Annotated in this window: 18 protein-coding genes and 1 pseudogene; 16 read left to right on the top strand and 3 right to left on the bottom strand. The window is 68.1% G+C overall.

Annotation, left to right across the window (positions count from 1 at the left end; genetic code table 11):
- Positions 1 to 47 precede the first annotated feature (47 nt).
- The 6 genes and pseudogenes from ACEWX3_RS10790 (at position 48) to ACEWX3_RS10815 (ending at position 7257) form a co-directional block, all read left to right on the top strand.
- Positions 48 to 1058, top strand: a complete 1011-nt coding sequence (locus ACEWX3_RS10790) for a LacI family DNA-binding transcriptional regulator (protein ID WP_207067299.1) — start codon at positions 48 to 50, stop codon at positions 1056 to 1058.
- Between the two features lie 328 nt (positions 1059 to 1386).
- The gene (locus ACEWX3_RS10795) at positions 1387 to 3357 is read left to right on the top strand and encodes a 2-oxoacid:acceptor oxidoreductase subunit alpha (protein WP_373889071.1); all 1971 of its coding nucleotides are present in this window, start codon (positions 1387 to 1389) and stop codon (positions 3355 to 3357) included.
- Positions 3354 to 4469: a 2-oxoacid:ferredoxin oxidoreductase subunit beta gene (locus ACEWX3_RS10800; RefSeq protein WP_163677059.1), complete on the top strand. Its 1116-nt coding sequence runs from the start codon at positions 3354 to 3356 to the stop codon at positions 4467 to 4469. Before ACEWX3_RS10795 ends, ACEWX3_RS10800 begins: the two co-directional genes overlap by 4 nt.
- 38 nt (positions 4470 to 4507) lie before the next feature.
- Positions 4508 to 5113, top strand: a complete 606-nt coding sequence (gene mobA / locus ACEWX3_RS10805) for a molybdenum cofactor guanylyltransferase (protein WP_207067298.1) — start codon at positions 4508 to 4510, stop codon at positions 5111 to 5113.
- Between the two features lie 1163 nt (positions 5114 to 6276).
- Positions 6277 to 6501: pseudogene (locus tag ACEWX3_RS10810) on the top strand (transglycosylase family protein); the annotation flags it as partial.
- A gap of 246 nt (positions 6502 to 6747) precedes the next feature.
- Positions 6748 to 7257, top strand: coding sequence for a transglycosylase family protein (locus ACEWX3_RS10815; RefSeq protein WP_374159407.1), 510 nt, complete (start codon positions 6748 to 6750; stop codon positions 7255 to 7257).
- Positions 7258 to 7269: 12 nt separating this feature from the next.
- Here the strand turns inward: ACEWX3_RS10815 and ACEWX3_RS10820 are convergent, their stop codons facing one another.
- Positions 7270 to 8448: an FAD-dependent oxidoreductase gene (locus tag ACEWX3_RS10820; RefSeq protein WP_374159408.1), complete on the bottom strand. Its 1179-nt coding sequence runs from the start codon at positions 8446 to 8448 to the stop codon at positions 7270 to 7272.
- A gap of 258 nt (positions 8449 to 8706) precedes the next feature.
- Between ACEWX3_RS10820 and ACEWX3_RS10825 the strand changes: the two genes are divergently transcribed.
- Genes ACEWX3_RS10825 through ACEWX3_RS10835 form a run of 3 tightly spaced genes read left to right on the top strand, consistent with a single transcriptional unit; the run spans position 8707 to position 11164 of the window.
- Complete coding sequence (locus tag ACEWX3_RS10825) at positions 8707 to 9240, top strand: dimethylamine monooxygenase subunit DmmA family protein (RefSeq protein ID WP_374159409.1); 534 nt, start codon at positions 8707 to 8709, stop codon at positions 9238 to 9240.
- Entirely contained in the window at positions 9237 to 10190 is a 954-nt protein-coding gene (locus ACEWX3_RS10830) for a PDR/VanB family oxidoreductase (RefSeq protein ID WP_207067293.1), read from the top strand. Before ACEWX3_RS10825 ends, ACEWX3_RS10830 begins: the two co-directional genes overlap by 4 nt.
- Positions 10187 to 11164: a DUF3445 domain-containing protein gene (locus ACEWX3_RS10835; RefSeq protein WP_374159410.1), complete on the top strand. Its 978-nt coding sequence runs from the start codon at positions 10187 to 10189 to the stop codon at positions 11162 to 11164. The genes ACEWX3_RS10830 and ACEWX3_RS10835 overlap by 4 nt, the downstream gene beginning before the upstream one ends.
- Before the next feature lie 81 nt (positions 11165 to 11245).
- Here the strand turns inward: ACEWX3_RS10835 and ACEWX3_RS10840 are convergent, their stop codons facing one another.
- Together ACEWX3_RS10840 and ACEWX3_RS10845 are read right to left on the bottom strand one after the other, a co-directional pair.
- Entirely contained in the window at positions 11246 to 11464 is a 219-nt protein-coding gene (locus tag ACEWX3_RS10840) for a hypothetical protein (protein ID WP_152517837.1), read from the bottom strand.
- Positions 11465 to 12802 carry an ammonium transporter gene (locus ACEWX3_RS10845; protein WP_207067291.1) on the bottom strand — a complete coding sequence of 446 codons (1338 nt, stop codon included), beginning with the start codon at positions 12800 to 12802 and terminating at the stop codon, positions 11465 to 11467. It lies immediately after the preceding gene.
- A gap of 190 nt (positions 12803 to 12992) precedes the next feature.
- Between ACEWX3_RS10845 and ACEWX3_RS10850 the strand changes: the two genes are divergently transcribed.
- The 7 genes from ACEWX3_RS10850 to ndk all read left to right on the top strand — a co-directional run bounded on the left by ACEWX3_RS10850 (position 12993) and on the right by ndk (position 21988).
- Positions 12993 to 15035 (top strand): prolyl oligopeptidase family serine peptidase, encoded by a 2043-nt coding sequence (locus tag ACEWX3_RS10850; protein WP_374159411.1) that lies wholly within the window; start codon positions 12993 to 12995, stop codon positions 15033 to 15035.
- A gap of 11 nt (positions 15036 to 15046) precedes the next feature.
- Positions 15047 to 16315, top strand: a complete 1269-nt coding sequence (locus tag ACEWX3_RS10855) for a trans-acting enoyl reductase family protein (protein ID WP_207067289.1) — start codon at positions 15047 to 15049, stop codon at positions 16313 to 16315.
- A gap of 45 nt (positions 16316 to 16360) precedes the next feature.
- Positions 16361 to 16954 (top strand): DUF937 domain-containing protein, encoded by a 594-nt coding sequence (locus tag ACEWX3_RS10860; protein ID WP_221360077.1) that lies wholly within the window; start codon positions 16361 to 16363, stop codon positions 16952 to 16954.
- Between the two features lie 109 nt (positions 16955 to 17063).
- A complete protein-coding gene (locus ACEWX3_RS10865) occupies positions 17064 to 19766 on the top strand; it encodes a valine--tRNA ligase (RefSeq protein ID WP_374159412.1) in 2703 nt (900 codons plus the stop codon).
- On the top strand, positions 19763 to 21181 hold the full coding sequence (locus ACEWX3_RS10870) for a folylpolyglutamate synthase/dihydrofolate synthase family protein (RefSeq protein ID WP_374159413.1): 1419 nt from the start codon (positions 19763 to 19765) through the stop codon (positions 21179 to 21181). The genes ACEWX3_RS10865 and ACEWX3_RS10870 overlap by 4 nt, the downstream gene beginning before the upstream one ends.
- Positions 21178 to 21567, top strand: a complete 390-nt coding sequence (locus ACEWX3_RS10875) for a DUF4233 domain-containing protein (RefSeq protein WP_221360072.1) — start codon at positions 21178 to 21180, stop codon at positions 21565 to 21567. Before ACEWX3_RS10870 ends, ACEWX3_RS10875 begins: the two co-directional genes overlap by 4 nt.
- Positions 21568 to 21577: 10 nt before the next feature.
- Positions 21578 to 21988 carry a nucleoside-diphosphate kinase gene (gene ndk / locus ACEWX3_RS10880; RefSeq protein WP_152517830.1) on the top strand — a complete coding sequence of 137 codons (411 nt, stop codon included), beginning with the start codon at positions 21578 to 21580 and terminating at the stop codon, positions 21986 to 21988.
- Positions 21989 to 22127 lie beyond the last annotated feature (139 nt).

The raw sequence follows: 22127 nt of genomic DNA on the forward strand, positions 1-22127 counted from the left end.
GGCAGAAAACCATCAAAAATACCTCAGGACGCGGGAGGCGAGCGCCGGTGGCGCATCGGTACAAGGTCCGTGAAATCGCCCAGCAGGCAGGGCTCAGTGAGGCCACCGTGGACCGCGTGCTGCACCAGCGGCCCGGCGTGCGCGAGAACACCGTCGCCGAGGTCAACCAGGCCATCGCCGATCTGGACAAGCAACGAGCTCAACTGCGACTCAACGGTCGGCGCTACCTGGTGGACGTCGTGATGCAGACCCCGCGGCGGTTCTCCGACGCCTTCCGCGCCGCGGTCGAGGCCGAACTGCCGGCTTTCGCGCCGGCCATGCTGCGGGCCCGGTTCCATCTGTGGGAGTCCGGGTCCACCGATCAGATGGTGGACACGCTGGACCGGATCCGCGGCAGCCACGGCGTCGTGCTCAAAGCTCAGGACGAACCCGAGGTGGCCGAGGTCGTCGACCGGCTGGTGCGCTCGGGCGTTCCGGTGGTCACGTATGCCACCGACGTGCCTGCCAGCGCCCGCTGCGCCTATGTCGGCATCGACAACCACGGCGCCGGAGTCACCGCCGCCTACCTCGTGCAGCAGTGGCTCGCCGACAATCCGTCGGACGTGCTGATCACTGTGAGTCGGACCGTGTTCCGCGGCGAGGGCGAGCGGGAGGTCGGGTTCCGGAGCGGGCTGCGCCACTCGGGCCGCACCATCGTCGAAGTCAGCGAGAGCGACGGCATCGATGCGACCAACGAGCGGCTCGTGCTCGAAGCACTCGAAGCTCACCCCGAAGTGCGGGCCGTCTACTCGGTCGGCGGCGGCAACACCGCGACTGTCGCCGCCTTCGACAAGCTCGGCCGCGACTGCCGGGTGTTCGTGGCTCACGACCTCGACGCCGACAACCGGCGGCTGCTGCGGGAAGGCCGCATCTCGGCGGTGTTGCACAACGATCTGCGGGCCGACGCACGCCTGGCACTGCGGCTGATCCTGCAGGAGCGCGGCGCCCTGCCGGTCGAGCCGGTGCGTCCGGTGCCGATCCAGGTCATCACCCCTTACAACATCCCCACGCAGGGCTGAGCCGCTGCTCGTCGGGCCGCTACTGATCGGTAACCAAAAATAAGAATCGGAGGCTGCCGAGCGCCGACTGGAAACGTGACGAAAACCACACTTCTGTCTCATTGTGCCGCGCTTCGGCGCGTTGAACAGTGCGTTCGGTCGGCAGACACCTGCGCGTCACCCCCGCGCCTGCTATAGGGCTGCCTAAGAAAGATGCAATAATCGGTACTGGCAGTGACACCAAATCTTTGCGCAAAGACCGCTGACGGCGCGTCGCATCGACTGCGACTCGGTGTGTCTTGGCCGACAGTCCAGGCTCGAGGGCCGGGAGAGCACGGAAGGTAGGCGAGTGGCAGACAACCACAACACGGCTGAGAACTCGACCGGCAACGGCGGCGGCGGTCCCGCTCGGGCGCCTCGGCAGAAGCTCGAGAAGGTCGTCATCCGCTTCGCGGGCGACTCCGGCGACGGCATGCAGCTCACCGGTGACCGGTTCACCTCCGAGGCCGCGCTGTTCGGCAACGACCTTGCCACCCAGCCCAACTATCCCGCCGAGATCCGCGCCCCTCAGGGCACGTTGCCCGGTGTCTCCTCGTTCCAGATCCAGATCGCCGACTACGACATCCTCACCGCCGGTGACCGGCCCGACGTCCTGGTCGCGATGAACCCCGCCGCGCTCAAGGCCAACGTCTCGGATCTACCCCGCGGCGGTCTGATCATCGCCAACTCCGACGAGTTCACCAAGCGCAACCTCGCCAAGGTCGGCTATGAGGCCAACCCCCTCGAGACCGACGAACTGTCCGACTACGTCGTGCAGGCGGTCGCCATGACGACGCTGACCCTCGGTGCGGTCGAATCGATCGGGGCGACGAAGAAAGACGGCCAGCGCGCCAAGAACATGTTCGCCCTCGGTCTGTTGTCGTGGATGTACGGCCGCGAACTCGAACACAGCGAGTCGTTCATCCGGGAGAAGTTCTCCCGCAAGCCCGAGATCGCCGAGGCCAACGTGCTGGCGCTGAAGGCGGGCTGGAACTACGGCGAGACGACCGAGGCCTTCGGCACCACCTACGAGGTGGCCCCGGCCAAGCTGCAGACCGGCGAGTATCGCCAGATCTCCGGCAACACCGCGCTGGCCTACGGGCTGGTCACGGCGGGGCTGTTGGGCGACGTGCAGGTGATCCTGGGCACCTATCCGATCACCCCGGCCTCGGACATCCTGCACGAGCTGTCCAAGCACAAGAACTTCAACGTGATGACGTTCCAGGCCGAGGACGAGATCGCCGGTATCGGTGCGGCGATCGGCGCGTCCTACGGCGGCGCGCTCGGCATCACCAGCACCTCGGGTCCGGGCGTCTCGCTGAAGTCGGAGGCGATCGGGCTGGCCGTGATGACCGAACTTCCGCTGATCGTCATCGACGTGCAGCGCGGCGGCCCGTCCACGGGTCTGCCGACCAAGACCGAGCAGGCCGATCTGTTGCAGGCCATGTTCGGCCGTAACGGCGAATCCCCGGTCGCGGTGCTGGCCCCGAAATCGCCGTCGGACTGCTTCGAGACCGCCATCGAGGCTGCCCGCATCGCGATCACCTATCACACGCCGGTGATGATCCTGTCCGACGGAGCGATCGCCAACGGTTCGGAGCCGTGGCGCATCCCCGACGTCGGCACGTACGCGCCGATCGAACACACCTTCGCCAAGGAAGGCGAGCCGTTCCAGCCGTACGCCCGTGATCCGGAGACGCTGGCCCGGCAGTTCGCCATCCCCGGCACTCCCGGTCTGGAGCACCGCATCGGCGGGCTCGAATCGGCCAACGGCTCGGGCAACATCTCGTACGAGCCGAAGAACCACGACCTGATGGTGCGCCTGCGGCACGCCAAGGTCGCCGGTATCGAGGTCCCCGACCTCGAGGTCGACGACCCCAGCGGCGACGCCGAGTTGCTCTTGCTCGGCTGGGGGAGCAGCTACGGCCCCATCGGCGAGGCGTGTCGCCGCGCCCGGCGCAAGGGCATCAAGGTGGCGCACGCCCAGCTGCGCAACCTGAACCCGTTCCCGGCGAACCTCGGAGAGGTGCTCGGACGCTACTCGCATGTGGTGGTTCCCGAGATGAACCTCGGCCAGCTGGCGCTGTTGCTGCGCGGCAAGTACCTGATCGACATCCAGTCGGTGACCAAGGTGGAGGGCATGGCGTTCCTGGCCGACGAGGTCGAAGGCATCATCGACTCGGCTCTGGATGGCACGCTGGGCGACAAGGAACTCGAGAAGACCAAGTTCGCGCGGTTGGCGGCGGCTACCGTTGACGGCGCAGTGGGAGCGAACTCATGACGACAGCGAGAAGCGAAGCGGATCGCGGATCGGCACAGCTCGTAGGGAGCGATCTGGGGTTGACCCCCGGTGGGCTGACCAAGACCGGGCTGGTCCCGACGACCGACCAGCCGCAGAAGGCCAAGGACTTCACCAGCGACCAGGAGGTCCGCTGGTGCCCGGGTTGCGGTGACTACGTCATCCTCAACACCATCCGTAACTTCCTGCCCGAGCTGGGCTTGCGTCGCGAGAACATCGCGTTCGTCAGCGGCATCGGCTGCTCGAGCCGGTTCCCGTACTACCTGGAGACCTACGGATTCCACTCGATCCACGGCCGCGCCCCGACCATCGCCACCGGTCTGGCGCTGGCCCGCGAGGACCTGTCGGTGTGGGTGGTCACCGGTGACGGCGATGCGCTGTCGATCGGTGGCAATCACCTCATCCACGCCCTGCGGCGCAACATCAACATCACGATCCTGCTGTTCAACAACCGGATCTACGGGCTGACCAAGGGCCAGTACTCGCCGACGTCCGAGGTCGGCAAGATCACCAAGTCCACCCCGATGGGGTCGCTCGACTACCCCTTCAACCCGGTGTCGCTGGCGTTGGGCGCGGAGGCCACCTTCGTCGGCCGTGCGCTGGACTCCGACCGCAAAGGGTTGTCCGAGGTGCTGCGTGCCGCGGCCGCCCACCGCGGGGCTGCCCTGGTCGAGATCATGCAGGACTGCCCGATCTTCAACGACGGCTCGTTCGACGCCCTGCGCAAGGAGGGCGCCGAGGAGCGGTTGATCAACCTCAGCCACGGCGAACCGATCACGTTCGGCGCCGACGGCGAGTACTGCGTCGTCAAGTCGGGTTACGGGCTCGAGGTCGCCAAGACCGCCGACGTGTCCGCCGGCGACATCGTCACCCACGATGCGCACCTGCAGGACCCGGCCTACGCGTTCGCGCTGTCCCGGCTCTCGGAGCAGAACCTCGACCACATGGTCATGGGCATCTTCCGCCAGGTCAGCATGCCGACCTATGACGACGCCGCACGCCAGCAGCTCGTCACCGCGCGGGAGTCGCGAGCCCACGACATGGAAGCACTGCAGACGCTGTTGCGCGGCAAGGACACCTGGACCGTCGACTGACCCGGCCGGCGTACTCGGGTGCGCTAACGTCAGCTGCTGTGACGAACTCGTTGCCCTTGGCCGCGGTCGTGCTGGCCGGAGGGGAGTCCCGGCGGATGGGCCGGGACAAGGCCACCGTGACCATTGACGGCCCGTCGGGGCCCACGACACTCGTGGAGCGCGCGGTATCGGTGGTGGGCCAGCGCTGTGCGCCGGTGTTCGTCGTGGCCGCAGCCGGCCAGCAGCTTCCGGAGCTGCCCGCGGTGATCCTGCGGGACGAAGTGTGGGGGAAGGGGCCGCTGCTGGCCACCGGCCGCGGACTGGCGGCGGCCGCCGAAGCGGGGTTCGACTACGCGTTCGTGTGTGCGGTGGACATGCCGGCGATGACGACAGCGCTGATCGACACACTGGCCGGACCCGCGCAGCGGTTGGGTGTCGATGTCGTTCTGCCGTGGGACGGCCGCGACCACTACCTGGCCGGGATATACCGGACGGCGTTGTTCGGCCAGATCGCCGGCTTGACCGACGCCGGCGAGCGCAGCATGCGCGCGCTGGTGGGAGGCGTGGACACCCAGCGGATCGTGCTGCCGGATCAACAGCCCGCGCTGGCGAACGTCAACACCTCGGATGATCTCGACGCGGTGGCACCGCCACGCCTGGTCTAGGCCTCAGCTGGTCCAGCAAAGTCGTCGACGTCTTTGTATTTATCTTTTCGTGATTGTTCGATATCAATCGTGTGGTCATTGATTCGCGTGTGACTGTGATAGGCGCGGGCTCAAATCGGAGCGTGACGTGCCGCGGCGCCCGGCGCAGGCCTTGTGCGGTGTGAATCATATTGCTGGAGAGGTTATTCAGGGAGTACGGCGGCCAGACAACCACCGATCGTTGCGGTGCTGAACGGGTCCCGGGTCGATGGCCTCAGCTCGAAGGCTTCCCGAGCGATCAAGGGCCCGCGGGGGCCGGATCGGCGGTACGGGAACGGGCGGCGTCTCCGTTCGACTGCGTGGCCATTGGTCATCGTCAATAGTATTGCCGTTCAATGAATTACGTTCCGCCAGTCGAGGCGGAAGTTCGCAGTGTGGGCGCGAGCGGGAGACGTATCCATCGCACCCTTAGGGCGTCGCCGCGCCGAAACATTCTGTGCTGCGCCACATTCTGCGCATGGCAGGTGGTGGACCCGAGCGGTGCGGCCAGCGAAGTAAAGTAAGCAGGTCTGTGTATTGTCGCCCCGGTTGTGCTGTCCTGTGGTCTTTTTCGTGCGTCTAAACCCGTTTTCATCTCTCGATGTGGTGGTTCAGGTCACAAAACACCGGTGATTTGGCTCACCTGCCGATATGGGGCGTCCGCGGTCGACTTCTCTGTGAAAGTGCAGCCTGACCTGCGGTGACGCGAATTCGGTGCAGTCGTGATCATTCCGTGATCTGCTCGCGACATCTTCTCGACCGATATGACTTTGTCCTGGTCGGTTTGTACGGTCCCTAAGAGCTTCGCACGGAGCAAATAACCCAAAACCACGAACCAGCGTGTGTGTGGGACTGCCGTGAGCCGATCGGCCCGCGGCGGCGGCCGGGACTCGTCCCGGTGAGGCGGATGACGGCCTCCCCACTGCCGCACCAGACCGAGACGGTGCGGCCCGAAACAACAACCTGTGCTGCAGGTGGCCATCCCGCGTGTCCGCGCGGGTGGTGTTGGCGCGCGCTCGGCGAAAGGATCGAAGTTGAAGAACATCCGCAAGACGCTTGGCCTGGCCACCTTCGCCGGGGCGCTCGCAGTGGCGCCCATGGCTGTCGCCACCGGGATGGCTGCAACCGCGAATGCGGACAGTGGTGTGAACTGGGATGCCGTCGCGGCGTGCGAGTCGGGCGGCAACTGGGCGATCAACACCGGCAACGGTTACTACGGTGGCCTGCAGTTCACGCTGGGCACCTGGCGGGGCAACGGCGGCTCGGGAATGCCTCACAACGCCAGCCGCGCAGAGCAGATCCGCGTGGCCGAGAACGTGCTGCAGTCGCAGGGCATCGGCGCGTGGCCGACCTGCGGTGGGCGCGGCTGACCCCACTCAGCGCGCGGAAAAGCGGTGCCGACTTCGGTCGGCGCCGCTTTTCGCAGTTTCGGGCCGCTTGCTCGACCGCTTCCTTCTCAGAGGCCTCTTACGCCAATTAAGTAACGATTAAAACTTTTGACTCTCGCGTAACAGGTGATGTTGGTCACCCGAAGAACTGGATAACCGCAGCGTGGAACGCAGCATCGCTTCGCTCGCGGGCCTTGGGTCATTAACGGTCGGGGAAGGACCGCAGAGATGAACGTTTGCAAGTTGATCAGCAAGGGCCTCGTCGCCACCGCCTTCACCGGTGCCCTGGCCGTGGTGCCGATGGCGCTCGCCGAGGACGGCCTGGCGACCGCGCGCGCCGATTCGGTGAACTGGGACGCCATCGCGCAGTGCGAGTCGGGGGGCAACTGGGCGATCAACACCGGCAACGGGCATTACGGGGGCCTGCAGTTCAAGCAGGCCACCTGGTCGGCCAACGGCGGCCTCGGCAACCCGGCGGCCGCTCCGCGCTCCGAGCAGATCCGCGTAGCCGAGAACGTGCTGCGCACCCAGGGGCTGAAAGCCTGGCCGAAGTGCGGAGCCAAGGGCATGGCCGCTCAGGTGTGGGGCAACCCCGGCACCAGCACTCCGGTGCAGATGCCGGCCACCGCCCCCACCCGGGCCAACGGCTGCCAGAACATGCCGACCTCGGTGTTCGGCGGCATCCTCGACCTGCGTCAGATGTGCACCGCGCTGTTCACGCCGCGCTCCGCTCGCTGACGAGCTCGCGACTCACCCTGCGGGCAACGCCCCGGCGTCGCCTGCGGTGGGTAGCCGGAAGGCCGACCGCCCGGCGATCGACGCCAGATGCCGGGTCACCACCGCCTCGGGGATCAGTCCGGTGGCGCGACTGGCCGCCCCGGACAGTACGGCCGGGCGAAGGTTGACGATCCGCCCGATCATCGCGGATTCACGGACCAGCGGCCGGACCCGACGCCGCCGGAACGCGGCGAACCTCGCGAACGCGTCCGCCGGATCCGGGCGCAGCTGCAGGAAACGCGCCAGGATTGCCGCGTCCTCCAGCCCCTGGCAGCCGCCCTGACCCAGGTGCGGTCGCATCGGGTGGGCGGCATCGCCGATGATCACCACCGGTCCGCGTGCCCATCGACGGGGTTGGGTGTGGTCGTAGAGATCGTTGCGCAGGAGATCGGCTGGATCTGTCGCGGCGACCAACTCCGGGATTGGCTGCGCCCATGACGCCAACTTGGCGGTCAGGTAGGCACGATCACCGCCCGGCGCCTGACTCCCCTCGGGCGTGCGTTCAGTGGCGAACCAGTAGGTGTGGTCGGGACCGAGCGGCACGTGGCCGACTTCGGTTCCGGACCCCATGGTCTCCCCGGCCAGCGCTGGATCCAGCGGTACGGCCGCGATCCCGCGCCACGCCGTGTAGCCCACATACCGATTGGTCAGCGCACCGTTGAGCGTGCGCGCCACGACCGAGTGCACGCCGTCCGCGCCGACCACCGCTGCGGTGTCGCGAATGTCGCCGTCGGCCAGGTGAACACGGACCGAGCCGCCGGACGGGTGGATCCCGGCGACGCGCGCGCCGGTCTGGACGACGCCGCTGGGCAGCGCCGCGGTGAGCAGCTCTGTCAATACCGACCTGCGGATCACCACCAAGGGCTCACCGAGAGCCTTCACGATGCGGTGCGGTTCCGGCCGGCGCAGCCACGTGCCGTCGCGCCAGCGGATCGCACCGCCGGTGACCCGGCCGCCCGACGCGCGCACCGCCTCGCCGAGCCCGAGTTCGTCGAGCGCGGCCAACGCGTTCGGCCAGATCGAGATCCCGGCACCGGAGGAGATGTCGGTGCGCTGCTCGAGGACCGTGACCTCGTGGCCCGACCGGTGCAACGCGATCGCCGCGGCCAAACCCGCGACGCCGGCCCCGATGACGATGATCTGCACGGGCATGAGGCGACAGTAGCGGCCGCCGCCCCGCCGGCACGGCGGTGACATGTGAGCCGGCACGGCGGTGACATGTGAGCCGGCACGGCGGTGACATGTGAGCCGGCACGGCGGTGACATGTGAGCCGGCACGGCGGTGACATGTGAGCCGGCACGGCGGTGACATGTCAAACGGACGAGACGGGCAAGTCACCTCCACGAAACGCAACACTGGTTTCCTGAAGGGCAACTCTGTCAACCACTGATATACCCGAGAGGTGGCCGATGAGCCCTGCCCTCGAGCTGACGAGCGTCCCCGCCTGGGCGATCACGCCCACGGAACCGGCCGCCGACACCACCGGACGGTGGTGGACGATCATCGCGTTCGGCCCCGCCGGGGGCGAGGTGGCACGCCGGTGGGCCGCGCAGATCGGTCGCGAGTCGGCGGTGCGCAGCTACGAGGTCGCCGTCGGTGACCATGAGCGCGCCCGGGCGGCGCTGGTGGGTGCGCTCGCCGACGCCCGGGTCGGCTGGCGGTTGATGATGGCCGGACCCGCAGACGCCTGCCTGCGGTTGCGCGCCGCGGCCGTCGCCCTCGGCGTCGCCGACGACGAGATCACCGTCGCCTCCACCGACGTGCGGAAGCGCGCCGTGCACTGCGTGCACTGCCGCACCGTCACCACCGCGGCCGTCGAACTGTCCGAGGTGCTGCCGTGCAGCGGCTGCGGCCGCAACCTGCTGGTGTACTACCACGTGTCCCGCAGGCAGGGTGCACATCTGGGCTACATGGTCGACGCCGAAGAGCAGAGCGCGTCATGACCGCCGACACGAGCACCCTCAAACTGGTCGTCACCGACATCGACGACTCCGTCGCCGATGTGCGCACCCTGACGCTCACCGATCCGGACGGGGCGCCGCTTCCCTCGTTCACCCCTGGCAGCCACATCGTCGTGGAGTGTGGCAACGGCGGCCGCACCGCGAACGCCTACTCGCTGACCGGTGACGGCGTCGCGCCGCCCGCCTACACGATCTCGGTGCTCCGGTGCCCGGACGGATCCGGCGGGTCGCGCTGGATCCACGACGAACTGTCGCTCGGCGACACCGTGGTCACCCGGCCGCCGCGCAGCGCGTTCGCCCCGGTTCTGCGCGCCCGCCGACATCTGCTCGTCGCCGCGGGAATCGGCATCACGCCGATGGTGTCGCACCTGCGCAGTGCCCGGCTGTGGGGCCGTGACGCGGCGCTGCTCTACATCCACCGCCCGGGCCGCGACGTCTACGTCGACGAGATCCGCGAGCTGACCCCGTCCGCCTCGGTCCACACCCGCCGCGGCGAGTTCAGTGCCGAGCTGACGATGGCGCTGGCCGATCAGCCTTTCGGCACGCACCTCTACGTGTGCGGGCCGACGTCCTTCATCGATTCGGTCAGCCGGCTGGCCGCCGAATTCGGCTGGCCGCCGAGCCGGATCCACGTGGAGCACTTCGGTGCGGCGCTCGATCCCGGCGAGCCGTTCGACGTGCGCATCGGTTCCACCGGCGACGAGTTCACCGTCGAGTCCGGGGTTTCGCTGCTGGAGGCACTCGAGAGCCGCGGCTACACCGTCCCGAATCTGTGCCGGCGCGGCGTGTGCGGTGAGTGCCGGCTGCCGGTGACAAGCGGCACGCCGACCCACCGCGACCTGTTCCTCAGTGACAGCGACAAACAGACCGGTGACTCATTGATGGCCTGCGTATCACGCGCCGGCACCGACACATTGGAGTTGAACCTGTGATCTCGGCCCCCGATCTGATCGAGACGTTCCCGTTCCCGTTCGCGCTCGACAGCTACCGATACAGCACCAACGTGGAGCCGGCCGGCTCCACGGTGCACACCCCGGTCGGGCGGTGGGGGGAGCGGGTGGTCGACATCGACACCGAATACGAGCGTGAGCTGGCCGAGCGGGCCACGATCCTCGCCGCCGACCCCACCCGGTACGCCGTGCTGCCACACATGCGGCCGGCGTGCTGGGACACCATGTTGACGCTGATGCGCGAGCTCGCCTCGGCCTACCCGCAGACGATGTCGCTGCAGCGCCACGGTGCCGGCTGGCGATGGCGCAACGAGCGGCTGGGCATCGCCCAGGATTTCGTGCTCGGTGACGAGACGACGCTGCCCGCCGAACCGCTGGCCTACATCGCGGGCCAGGTGCAGGACGACATCGTGCTGCTCGATCAGCGCGACGGCGATCTGTTCGGCGATGCCGGGGTGGTCACCTTTGCCGCAGACTGGTCGTTCGGATTCGACGTGGGGATGACCTTTCTGGAGATCCACGGCCCGGTGCCGCGGCTGCGGGAGACCGGTGTCATCACCCGGGCCCGCGAATTCCTGATGCGGTTGCAGCCCGGCGAAACCTATCGGCGGACCAACTGGACGCTGACCATCGGCCGCCGCCTCGACGTCTCGACCGACATCTACCACCAGTGGGGGCCCGACCGGCCGATGATCCTGACCGTCGACGACGCGGAGTTCGGTCGGTTGGTGCATCTGCGCGTCGAGGTCCAGCACCTCATCAGGCTGGCCGAGTCGGGCGCGATCTGCTTTCTGATCCGCACTTACATGCTGCCCCTGGCCGATCTGGCCACGGTCGATGCGTGGCGCACGCGCGCCGCCGCCGTGCTCGCCGAACTCCCCGACGACATGGCCGACTACAAGGGCATCATCGGCTACCGCGACCGAGCGGTGGAGTGGCTTCGTCAGGCAGGCTGATGCTCTGACGCAGCCGGCCTGCGACGACGAAATCGCCCGGATCCTTTCGGATCCGGGCGATCTCATGTCTGTCGCCGAGTCTCAGTAAACCGGTGGCTCACCCTCGGCCGCGGGACCCTTCTCGACCGGGGTGTGGTCGATGATGGCCTTGTAAGCGTGGTTCTCGTGCTGGATCATCCGCACGAAGAACGCCACGAACAACGCCATCGCGAGGATGAAGACGAACCAGGTGCCGATGCTGTTGGCGCCGAACGTGAAGACCACACCCGGCTCGTCGTAACTGGTGATCGGGCTGAACATTTATTTCACCTCCTCACCCACGGACAGCACCGCGGTGCCGCTGGTGGACCGCATCGCGGTCACCGGGATTCCCTCGGGATAAGGGGTCGCCGGGATCTCGGTCAGATCCAGGCCCTGCTCTTCGACCTCCGGGGGGATCCGCAGCAGCCCGGCGGATTTCAGCAGCAGCGACAGCAGATAGGTGGGAATGAAGCCCAGCGCCGCGAACACCAGCGCGCCGACCAGTTGGCCCCAGAACGAGATCGACGGATTGCCGTCGGTGTTCGGGTAACCGGCCAGGAAGATGCCCGCCGCGATCAGTGAGTAGAGGCCCATCCCGCCGTGTACGGCGACCGCGCCCACGACGTCGTCGATCCTCATCTTGTCCAGCAGCTTGCCGATGTAGGGGACCAGTCCGCCGCCGACCAGCGCGATGACGAACGTCAGCGCCGGGTGGTACAGGTCCAGCCCGGCCGCCACGGCGATGACGCCGGCCAGACCGCCGGAGATCGTCCAGAACGGCTCGCCGCGCGACATCACGTAGGCGCCGATGATGCCGCCGACCAGGCCCATCAGGGTGTTGAATGCGAACGCCGACAGGGTCGTCGGGCTGCCGTAGATGGTCGCGTAGCCGGTGGGGCCGTAGATCACACAGCCCATCAGGAAGCCGAAGAAGCCGGTGAAGATCAGGAACAGGCCGAGCAGCGTCAGCGGCAGGTTGTGCGGCCGGATCGTCACGGGCGTGCCGTCCGGCAGGAACCGGCCGATGCGCGGCCCGAGGTTGATCAGGATGCCCAGGGCTGCGAAGCCGGCGATCATGTGCACGCATCCGGCGGCGCCCACATCGTGGAACCCGAGTTTGGTCAGCATCCAGCCGGCGCCGTGCCAACCCCATGCCGCGCCGATGATCCACACCACCGAACCCACGAACACGGTGAGGATCAGGAAGCCGCTGGTGCGGATCCGTTCCAGGACAGCGCCGGACATGATGGAGCCGGTGGTGGCCGCGAACAGCGCGAACGCACCCCAGAAGATGCCGCTGGCCGGGTCGGCGGTGTTCGGGCCCATGTTCTCGCTCCACGGCAGCGCGGCCTTGGCGGCGTCGCTGAACTCCAGGAAGCCGGACGGCATCGCGTTGTAGAGGAACCAGCCGACGAAGAAGAACGACGCCACGATCGTGGCGAAGGCCAGCAGGTTCTTCATCGCGGTGGCGAGCACGTTCTTCGACCGCGACGCGCCGATCTCATAGGCCAGGAAGCCTGCGTGGATGAGCATCATCAGTGCGATGGACATCCAGTAGAAGAACTCGTTGTTCACAGCGGTCATGGACGCCAGGGCGTCCTCGACTTCGGGTGTCAAGGGGGACCTCCGACCGGTCGGGTTGCATGGTTCGAGCGGGATGGGAAAGGACGACACTGCGTTTATTCGCAGTGTCCCCGAGGTACTGACGGTGTACGAGCCTTGACGCTAACCGTGCGAATGTGTCCCACCTGTCAAGGCGCGTTAATTCCGCGTGAAGTCGTGTTGGGCAGTGTGTTACGAAATCCGCATGACATCGGAGGCTCAACGCCGCACATCGTTCGACGACCTGGACGACTTTCTGTCCCTACCCAGGGTTTCCGGCCTTGCCGTGTCACCCGACGGATCGCGCATCGTCGCGACGGTCGCCCGTCTCAACGACAAACGCACCGAATTCGTCAGCGCGCTCTACGAGCTCGACCCCGCGGCCCGTCGTCCGGCCCGTCGAATCACCCACGGCGCCAAAGGGGAGTCCGCACCCGAATTCGCCGCCGACGGAGACCTGCTGTTCGTGGCCGCCCGCCCCGGCGGCGACGATGCCAAGCCGGCCGTCAAGGCCCTGTGGCGGCTGCCCGCAGCCGGCGGCGAGGCGGTCGAGGTCGTCACCATGCCCGGGGGAGTGGACGCGGTGTTCACCGCCGCCGACGCGGCCGTCACGGTGGTGTCGTCGTCGATGATGCCGTCGGCGAACGACGTCGACGACGATCGCCGGCTGCGCGCGGCCCGTACGGACAACGCCATCTCCGCGGTGTTGCACACCGGCTACCCCGTCCGGCACTGGGACCACGACCTCGGCCCCGAACTGCCGCACCTCTTCGATGTGTCCACTGCAGGAACGCGCCGCGACCTCACGCCGCAGCCCGCAACGGGACTCCGCGACGCCCACGCCGACCTGAGCCCCGACGGCAGCTTCATCGTCACGACCTGGCAGCAGCCTGCGCCCGCAGCGGCCACCCGCAGCGTTCTGGTGCGCATCGACGTCGCCACCGGTGAACGCACCGTGCTGGTCGACGACCCCGACGCCGACCTCGGGCTGCCCGCGATCGCGCCCGACGGCCGGTCGGTCGCCTTCACCCGCGAGACGCTGTCCACCCCGCACCGCGCACCCCGGACCACACTGTGCGTGTTGACATTCGGCGAACGGCCCGCTGAGCTGACCAGTTCGTGGGACCGCTGGCCCACCTCGGTGACCTGGACGACCGACGCGACGTCGCTGATCGTCACCGCCGATGACAACGGACGCGGTCCGATCTTCGCCGTGGACCCGGTGTCGGGCACGGTCCGCCCGGTCGTGGCCGACGACTTCACCTACACCGATGTGCAAGCCACTCCCGGCGGGGAGCTGTTCGCGTTGCGCAGTTCCTATGCGGCACCACCGCACCCGGTCCGCATCGACGCCGACGGGGCGGTGACGGTGGTGCCGTTGGTGGACCTACCCGAGCTGCCTGGGACGCTGACCGAAGTCGTCGCCACCGCCGAGGACGGTCAGCCGGTGCGGTCCTGGCTGGCCCTGCCCCACTCCGCGCAGCCCCGGTCCGCCCAGCCCGACGCCGCCGAGCCGGCGCCGCTGTTGCTGTGGGTCCACGGTGGTCCGTTGGCCAGTTGGAACGCCTGGCACTGGCGATGGAATCCATGGTTGCTGGTCTCCGCCGGGTACGCGGTGCTGCTGCCCGATCCGGCCCTGTCCACCGGCTACGGGCAGGACTTCATCCAACGAGGCTGGGGAGCATGGGGATTCGCCCCTTACACCGACCTCATGGCCGCCACCGACGCTGCCGCCGACCATCCGGGCGTCGACGGCAGCCGCACCGCGGCGATGGGGGGATCGTTCGGTGGGTACATGGTCAACTGGATCGCCGGCCACACCGACCGGTTCGCCGCGATCGTCACCCACGCCAGCCTGTGGGCACTCGACCAGTTCGGCGGGACCACCGACGGCGCGTACTGGTGGGCCCGCGAGATGACACCGGAGATGGCCGCGGCGAATTCCCCGCACAGGTTCGTCACCGAGATCCGCACACCGATGCTCGTCATCCACGGCGACAAGGACTACCGCGTGCCCATCGGTGAAGCGCTGCGGCTCTGGTACGAGCTGTTGAGCAATTCGGCGTTGCCGGCCGCCGACTCCGGACCCGAAGCGGGCTCCACCGCCCACCGCTTCCTCTACTTCCCGTCGGAGAACCACTGGGTCCTCAACCCGCAGCACGCCAAGATCTGGTACCAGGTGGTGCGCGGATTCCTGGACCGTCACCTGCTCGGCCAGGACGTCGAACCGCCCGACACGCTCGGGTAGCGTCGGCAATCATGAGCGCACCCGAGTCGGACAACACCCGCGACCACGACATCGTCATCTACGGCGCCACCGGATTCGTAGGCAGGCTCACCGCGCAATACCTGGCCGCAGCCGGCGGCAACGCCCGCATCGCGCTCGCCGGCAGATCCCACGACAAGCTGCTGGCGGTTCGGGAGTCGCTCGGGGAGAAGGCGCAGTCCTGGGAGCTGATCTCCGCCGATGCCGAACAACCGTCCACGCTGGCGGCGATGGCGGCGAGCACCCGCGTGGTCATCACCACTGTGGGGCCCTATCTGCGCTACGGGATGCCGTTGGTGGCCGCGTGCGCGGCCGCCGGCACCGACTACGCCGACCTGACCGGTGAGACGTTGTTCGTGCGCCAGGCCATCGACCTCTACCACAAGCAGGCCGTCGACACCGGCGCACGGATTGTGCATGCGTGCGGGTTCGATTCCATTCCCTCGGATCTGACCGTGTTCGCGCTGTACCGGCAGGCCGAGCGGGACGGCGCCGGCGAACTCGTCGACACCAACTACGTGGCTCGCAGCTTCGCCGGCGGCGTGTCCGGTGGCACCGTGGCGTCGATGGTCGAGTTGGCCCGCGAGGCCTCCGCGGACCCCGAAGCCCGGCGCCTGCTCAACGACCCCTACACGCTGAGCCCCGATCCTGCCGCCGAACCGCAGCTCGGCCCGCAGCCCGATGCGCGGTGGCGGCGTGGCCGCGACATCGCCCCCGAACTCGACGGCTACTGGGTTGGCGCGTTCGCGATGGCGATCCCGAACACCCGTGTCGTCCGGCGCAGCAACGCACTGCTGGGCTACCCGTACGGTCGCCGATTCACCTACGCCGAGCACATGAGTGTGGGGCGTTCTCCGGTGGCACCGGTGGCCGCGGCGATGGCCACCGGCGGCAACATGGCCACCATGGGACTCGGCTCACGCTTCCTCAACCGCGTGCCACGCGGGTTCCTGGAGCGGATCCTGCCCAAGGTCGGTTCGGGACCCAGCGAGCAGACCCGGGAGAAGGGCCACTACACCGTCGAGACCTACACCACGACGACGACCAACGCCCGTTACCTGGCCCGCATGTCCCAGCAGGGCGACCCGGGCTACAAGGCCACCTCGGTGTTGCTCGGCGAGAGCGGGCTGGCCTTGGCGCTGGACCGCGACAAGCTCTCGGACCTGCGGGGCGTGTTGACTCCCGCGGCCGCGATGGGCGACGCATTGATGGCACGTTTTCCCGCTGCCGGGGTGTCGCTCGAGGTGTCTCGGCTCGGTTGAGCCGAACCGCTCCGGGAACGGTCGACCGGGGCTACATTCACCCCCATGACCAGCCTCGACGATCTCTACAGCGAGATCCCCACCCAGCAGATCGCGCAACGGTTGGGCGCCGACGAGAACGAGGTCCGCAGTGCCGTCAAGACACTGCTGCCGGTTCTCGTCGGCGGCCTGCAGCACAACGCCGGTGACCCCGACACCGCCGATCGCATCGCGTCCGCCGCCCACAGCCACGCCGACAGCGGGCTGCTCGACGGCGGTGTCAGCGTCGACCAGGTCGACCAGAGCGACGGCTCGAAGGTGGTCGCCAAGATCTTCGGCGGCAACGACACCTCGCAGGTCGCGTCCGCGTTGGGCGGCGGTGGTGCGGGCAACAGCGAGCTGATCGACAAGCTGTTGCCGATTCTGGCTCCGATCGTGCTGGCCTACATCGGCAAGAAGCTCTCCGGCGGATCGGCGGCGCCACCGCAGGGGGGCCAGGGCGGGGGCGGTCTCGGTGACCTGCTCGGCAGCATCCTCGGCGGGGGTTCCAGAGGGGGCGGCGACAATCCGCTGGGCAGCATCCTCGGGTCGGTTCTCGGCGGTGAGAAGGGTGGCGGCCTCGCCGACGTCCTGGGCGGGTTGTTGGGCGGGAAGAAGTAGGGCGGGTTATTGGGCGGGAAGAAGTAGGGCGGGTTGTTCGGCGAAAGGAAATAGGGCGGGTTTCGGGCGGGGGAGGAACCACCTCCCAGCCGCTTCCTAGAATGGCTCGGTGACCTCCCAGCCGATCGCCCACCGAGACGCCCACAGCGCCGGCCTCGATGCCCTGCCCAAATCGTGGGACCCCGGGGCGGTGGAGAGCGACCTGTACGAGGGCTGGGTCCGAGCCGGTTACTTCACTGCTGATTGCTCCAGTGCCAAGCCGGCCTACTCGATCGTGCTGCCGCCGCCCAACGTCACCGGCAGCCTGCACATGGGCCACGCGCTGGACCACACCCTGATGGACGCTCTGACCCGGCGTAAACGCATGCAGGGCTACGAGGTGCTGTGGCTGCCCGGCATGGATCACGCCGGCATCGCCACCCAGAGCGTCGTGGAAAAACAGCTCGCCGCGGACGGGAAGAGCAAAGAGGACTTCGGCCGCGAGCTGTTCGTGGAGAAGGTCTGGGACTGGAAGCGCGAATCCGGCGGCACGATCGGCGGGCAGATGCGCCGCCTCGGCGACGGTGTGGACTGGAGCCGCGACCGCTTCACGATGGACGACGGGTTGTCGCGAGCTGTGCGCACCATCTTCAAGCGGCTCTACGACGCGGGGCTGATCTATCAGGCCGAGCGGCTGGTGAACTGGTCGCCCGTGCTGCAGACCGCCATCTCCGACCTCGAGGTCAAGTACGAGGACGTCGAAGGCGAGCTGGTGTCGTTCCGCTACGGCTCGATGAGCGACGACGAACCACACCTGGTGGTGGCCACCACGCGGCTCGAGACGATGCTCGGTGACACCGCGATCGCGGTGCACCCCGACGACGATCGCTACCGCCACCTGGTCGGGCAGACTCTGCCGCACCCGTTCCTGGATCGTCGGATCATCGTTGTCGCCGACGGGCACGTCGACCCCGAATTCGGCACCGGTGCAGTCAAAGTCACCCCGGCCCACGACCCCAATGACTTCGAGATCGGGCTGCGGCACCGGCTGCCGATGCCGTCGATGCTTGACACCAGGGGACGGATCGCCGACACCGGAACGCGGTTCGACGGCATGGACCGCTTCGAGGCCCGGGTCGCGGTCCGCGAAGCGCTGGCCGAGCAGGGTCGCATCGTCGACGAGAAGCGCCCCTACCTGCACAGCGTCGGCCACTCCGAGCGCAGCGGCGAGCCGATCGAGCCGCGGTTGAGCCTGCAGTGGTGGGTCCGGGTCGAGTCGCTGGCCAAGGCCGCGGGTGACGCGGTCCGCAACGGTGACACCGTGATCCATCCGCCCAGCCTGGAACCGCGCTGGTTCGCCTGGGTGGACAACATGCACGACTGGTGCATCTCCCGTCAGTTGTGGTGGGGTCACAGAATTCCCATCTGGCACGGTCCGGACGGGCAGACCGTCTGTGTCGGACCGGACGAGACGCCGCCGGAAGGCTGGGAACAGGATCCCGACGTCCTCGACACCTGGTTCAGCTCGGCGCTGTGGCCGTTCTCCACGATGGGCTGGCCGGACCGGACCCCTGAGCTCGCCAAGTTCTATCCGACGACCGTTCTGGTCACCGGTTACGACATCCTGTTCTTCTGGGTGGCGCGGATGATGATGTTCGGCACGTTCGTCGCCGACGACCCGGCCATCACCGCCGACGGCAGCAGAGCACCGCAGGTGCCGTTCGAGAACGTGTTCCTGCACGGGCTGATTCGCGACGAGCACGGCCGCAAGATGAGCAAGTCGCGGGGCAACGGCATCGACCCACTCGACTGGGTGGAGATGTTCGGTGCCGACGCGCTGCGCTTCACGCTGGCTCGCGGCGCCAGCCCCGGCGGCGACCTGGCCATCGGCGAAGACCACGCCCGCGCGTCCCGCAACTTCGCCACGAAACTGTTCAACGCCACCAGGTTCGCCCTGATGAACGGCGCCGCCCCGGCGTCCCTGCCGCCGGCCGAAGAACTCACCGACGCCGACCGCTGGATCCTGGGCCGGATGGAAGAAGTTCGCGCCGAAGTCGATTCGGCGTTCGACGCGTACGAGTTCAGCCGGGCCTGCGAGGCGTTGTATCACTTTGCCTGGGACGAGTTCTGCGACTGGTACGTCGAGCTGTCCAAAGTGCAACTCGGGGAGGGTATTTCACATACCACGGCGGTACTGGCCAGCGTGCTGGACACGCTGCTGAAACTGCTGCACCCGGTCATGCCCTTCGTGACCGAGGTCTTGTGGACGACACTGACCGCACAAGGGGGTGAGGCCACGGGCGCGGCGGAATCACTGGTGGTCGCCGACTGGCCGGCCCCCAGCGGCTTCGCTGTCGACCAGGGCTCTGCCCGACGCGTCGCCGACATGCAGAAGCTGATCACCGAGGTCCGCCGATTCCGCAGCGATCAGGGGCTGGGCGACCGGCAGAAAGTGCCCGCCCGGTTGTCGGACGTCTCCGCGGCGGGCTTGGACTCCCACGTGCCGGCGGTCACCGCGCTGGCGTGGCTGACCCCGCCCGGGGACGACTTCGCGCCGTCGGCCTCGGTCGAGGTCCGGTTGTCCGGGGCCACGGTCGTCGTCGAGGTCGACACGTCGGGCACCGTGGACGTCGCGGCCGAACGGCGCCGCCTCGAGAAGGACCTCGCCGCGGCCCGCAAGGAGTTGGCAGGCACCACCGGCAAGTTGTCCAACGAAGGCTTCCTGGCCAAGGCGCCGGCCGAGGTCGTCGACAAGATCCGGGCCCGCCAACAGCTGGCCGAGGAAGAGGTCGAGCGCATCACGGCCCGACTGGACGCGCTGCCCACCCCATGAGCGCACCCGAGCCGACGCCGGACGAGATCGCCGCACTGCTGCAGGTCGAGCACCTGCTCGATCAGCGCTGGCCGGAGACCAAGATCGAGCCCAGCACCGCGCGCATCTCGGCGCTGATGGAGATCCTGGGGTCCCCGCAGCGTGGTTACCCGTGCATCCACGTCGGCGGAACGAACGGCAAGACGTCGGTGGCCCGGATGATCGACGCTCTGCTCACCGCGCTGCACCGGCGCACCGGCCGCACCACCAGCCCGCACCTGCAGTCCGCGGTGGAACGCATCGCCATCGACGGCAAGCCGGTCAGCCCGGCGACCTACGTCGACACCTACCGCGAGATCGAGCCGTTCGTCCAGCTCGTGGACCAGCAGTCCGAGCAGGCCGGTGGGCCGCCGATGAGCAAGTTCGAGGTCGTCACCGCGATGGCGTTCGCCGCCTTCGCCGACGCCCCGGTCGACGTCGCGGTCGTCGAGGTGGGCCTCGGTGGGCGCTGGGATGCGACCAACGTCGTCAACGCCCCGGTCGCGGTCATCACGCCGATCGGCATGGACCATGCCGACTACCTCGGTGACACCATCGGCGAGATCGCGGCCGAGAAGGCCGGCATCATCACCAAACAGCCCGAAGACCTCGTCCCGACCGACACGGTCGCGGTTCTGGCCAGGCAGACGCCCGAGGCGATGGAGGCCCTGCTGGCGCAGACGGTGCGTGCCGACGCGGCGGTGGCCCGCGAGGACTCGGAGTTCGCGGTGCTGAGTCGACAGACCGCCATCGGCGGCCAGCTGCTCGAACTGCAGGGGCTCGGCGGGGTGTACTCGGAGGTGTTCCTGCCGTTGCACGGCGAACACCAAGCCCACAACGCCGCGGTCGCGCTGGCCGCCGTGGAGGCGTTCTTCGGCGCGGGCGCGCAGCGCCAACTCGACGTCGACGCGGTACGGGCCGGATTCGCCTCGGTCACCGCACCCGGTCGACTCGAGCGGATGCGCAGTGCGCCGACGGTGTTCCTGGACGCTGCACACAATCCCCCGGGCGCCACCGCGCTGGCGGCCGCGCTCGGTGAGGAGTTCGACTTCCGATTCCTGGTCGGCGTGGTCTCGGTGATGGCCGACAAAGACGTCGACGGCATCCTGGCCGCGCTCGAACCGGTCCTCGACCGCATCGTGGTCACGCACAACGGTTCGCCGCGTGCCCTCGACGTGGAGGGGCTGATGGTCAAGGCCGAGGAACGCTTCGGGCCGGAGCGGGTGGTTGCGGCCGCGACCTTGGCGGATGCGATCGAGACCGCCACCGCCCTGGTCGAGGAGTCCGCCACCGACGCCGAGGGTGCCGGCGGTATGAGCGGGGCGGGCATCGTCATCACCGGATCGGTGGTCACCGCGGGGGCCGCGCGCTCGCTGTTCGGGAAGGACCCGGCATGACCGAGCCGACGCAGGGGCCCGACCCCTGGAAGAGCTTTCGCGGCGTGATGGCCGGCACGCTGATTCTGGAATCCATCGTCGTGCTGCTCGCCCTCCCGGTCGTCGGCGCGGTCGGCGGGGGGCTCACCGCACTCTCGACCGGTTACCTCGTCGGGGTCGCTGTGCTGCTGGTGCTCATGGCCGGCGTGCAGAAGCGTCCTTGGGCGATCTGGGCCAATCTCGCGGTACAGGTGTTGCTGATCGCGGGCTGGGTGATCTATCCCGGCGTGGGTTTCATGGGGCTGCTGTTCACCGTGGTGTGGCTGCTCATCGCCTACCTGCGGGCCGAGGTGCTGCGCCGGCAGAAGCGCGGCCTGCTGCCCGGCCAGCAGCCCCCGACCGATTAGGCTGTCGGCCGTGACCGAGCGCACCCTTGTTCTGATCAAGCCCGACGGCGTCCAGCGCCACCTCATCGGCGAGATCCTTCGCCGCATCGAAGGCAAGGGCCTCACCATCGCGGCCTTGGAACTCAAGGATGTCAGCGACGAGCTGGCACGTGCGCACTACGCCGAACACGAGGGCAAGCCGTTCTTCCCGTCGCTGCTGGAGTTCATCACCTCGGGACCCGTGGTCGCCGCGATCCTGGAGGGCCCGCGCGCCGTGGCGGCGTTCCGTCAGCTCGCCGGGGGCACCGATCCGGTGGAGAAGGCGACGCCCGGCACGATCCGCGGCGACCTGGGACTGGAAACCCAGTTCAACCTGGTGCACGGCTCCGATTCGCCGGACTCGGCGGTCCGTGAAATCGAGCTCTGGTTCCCCGGGCGGTAGCTCCGCGCCGCACCGGCTTCGGCCGCCTTGTCGGTTCGCTCCGTTCGATGTGGGATACTGGCGACGGGTGACCGACCTGACAACCCCGGGTCGATCATCCGAATGAAGACTTAGACGCGCGCGACCACCGCTACCGCGG

Source organism: Mycobacterium sp. G7A2 (assembly GCF_041902445.1).
Lineage (GTDB): Bacteria > Actinomycetota > Actinomycetes > Mycobacteriales > Mycobacteriaceae > Mycobacterium.

What these genes read in the sequence shown, in the direction of transcription:
- ACEWX3_RS10875 (WP_221360072.1), top strand. Translation starts at nt 21,178, where the DNA reads ATGACCGAGCCGACGCAGGGGCCCGACCCCTGGAAGAGCTTTCGCGGC.
- ACEWX3_RS10830 (WP_207067293.1), top strand. Translation starts at nt 9,237, where the DNA reads ATGACCGCCGACACGAGCACCCTCAAACTGGTCGTCACCGACATCGAC.
- ACEWX3_RS10820 (WP_374159408.1), bottom strand. Translation starts at nt 8,448, where the DNA reads ATGCCCGTGCAGATCATCGTCATCGGGGCCGGCGTCGCGGGTTTGGCC.
- ACEWX3_RS10850 (WP_374159411.1), top strand. Translation starts at nt 12,993, where the DNA reads ATGACATCGGAGGCTCAACGCCGCACATCGTTCGACGACCTGGACGAC.
- ACEWX3_RS10860 (WP_221360077.1), top strand. Translation starts at nt 16,361, where the DNA reads ATGACCAGCCTCGACGATCTCTACAGCGAGATCCCCACCCAGCAGATC.
- ACEWX3_RS10825 (WP_374159409.1), top strand. Translation starts at nt 8,707, where the DNA reads ATGAGCCCTGCCCTCGAGCTGACGAGCGTCCCCGCCTGGGCGATCACG.
- ACEWX3_RS10870 (WP_374159413.1), top strand. Translation starts at nt 19,763, where the DNA reads ATGAGCGCACCCGAGCCGACGCCGGACGAGATCGCCGCACTGCTGCAG.
- ACEWX3_RS10815 (WP_374159407.1), top strand. Translation starts at nt 6,748, where the DNA reads ATGAACGTTTGCAAGTTGATCAGCAAGGGCCTCGTCGCCACCGCCTTC.
- ACEWX3_RS10840 (WP_152517837.1), bottom strand. Translation starts at nt 11,464, where the DNA reads ATGTTCAGCCCGATCACCAGTTACGACGAGCCGGGTGTGGTCTTCACG.
- ACEWX3_RS10800 (WP_163677059.1), top strand. Translation starts at nt 3,354, where the DNA reads ATGACGACAGCGAGAAGCGAAGCGGATCGCGGATCGGCACAGCTCGTA.
- ACEWX3_RS10855 (WP_207067289.1), top strand. Translation starts at nt 15,047, where the DNA reads ATGAGCGCACCCGAGTCGGACAACACCCGCGACCACGACATCGTCATC.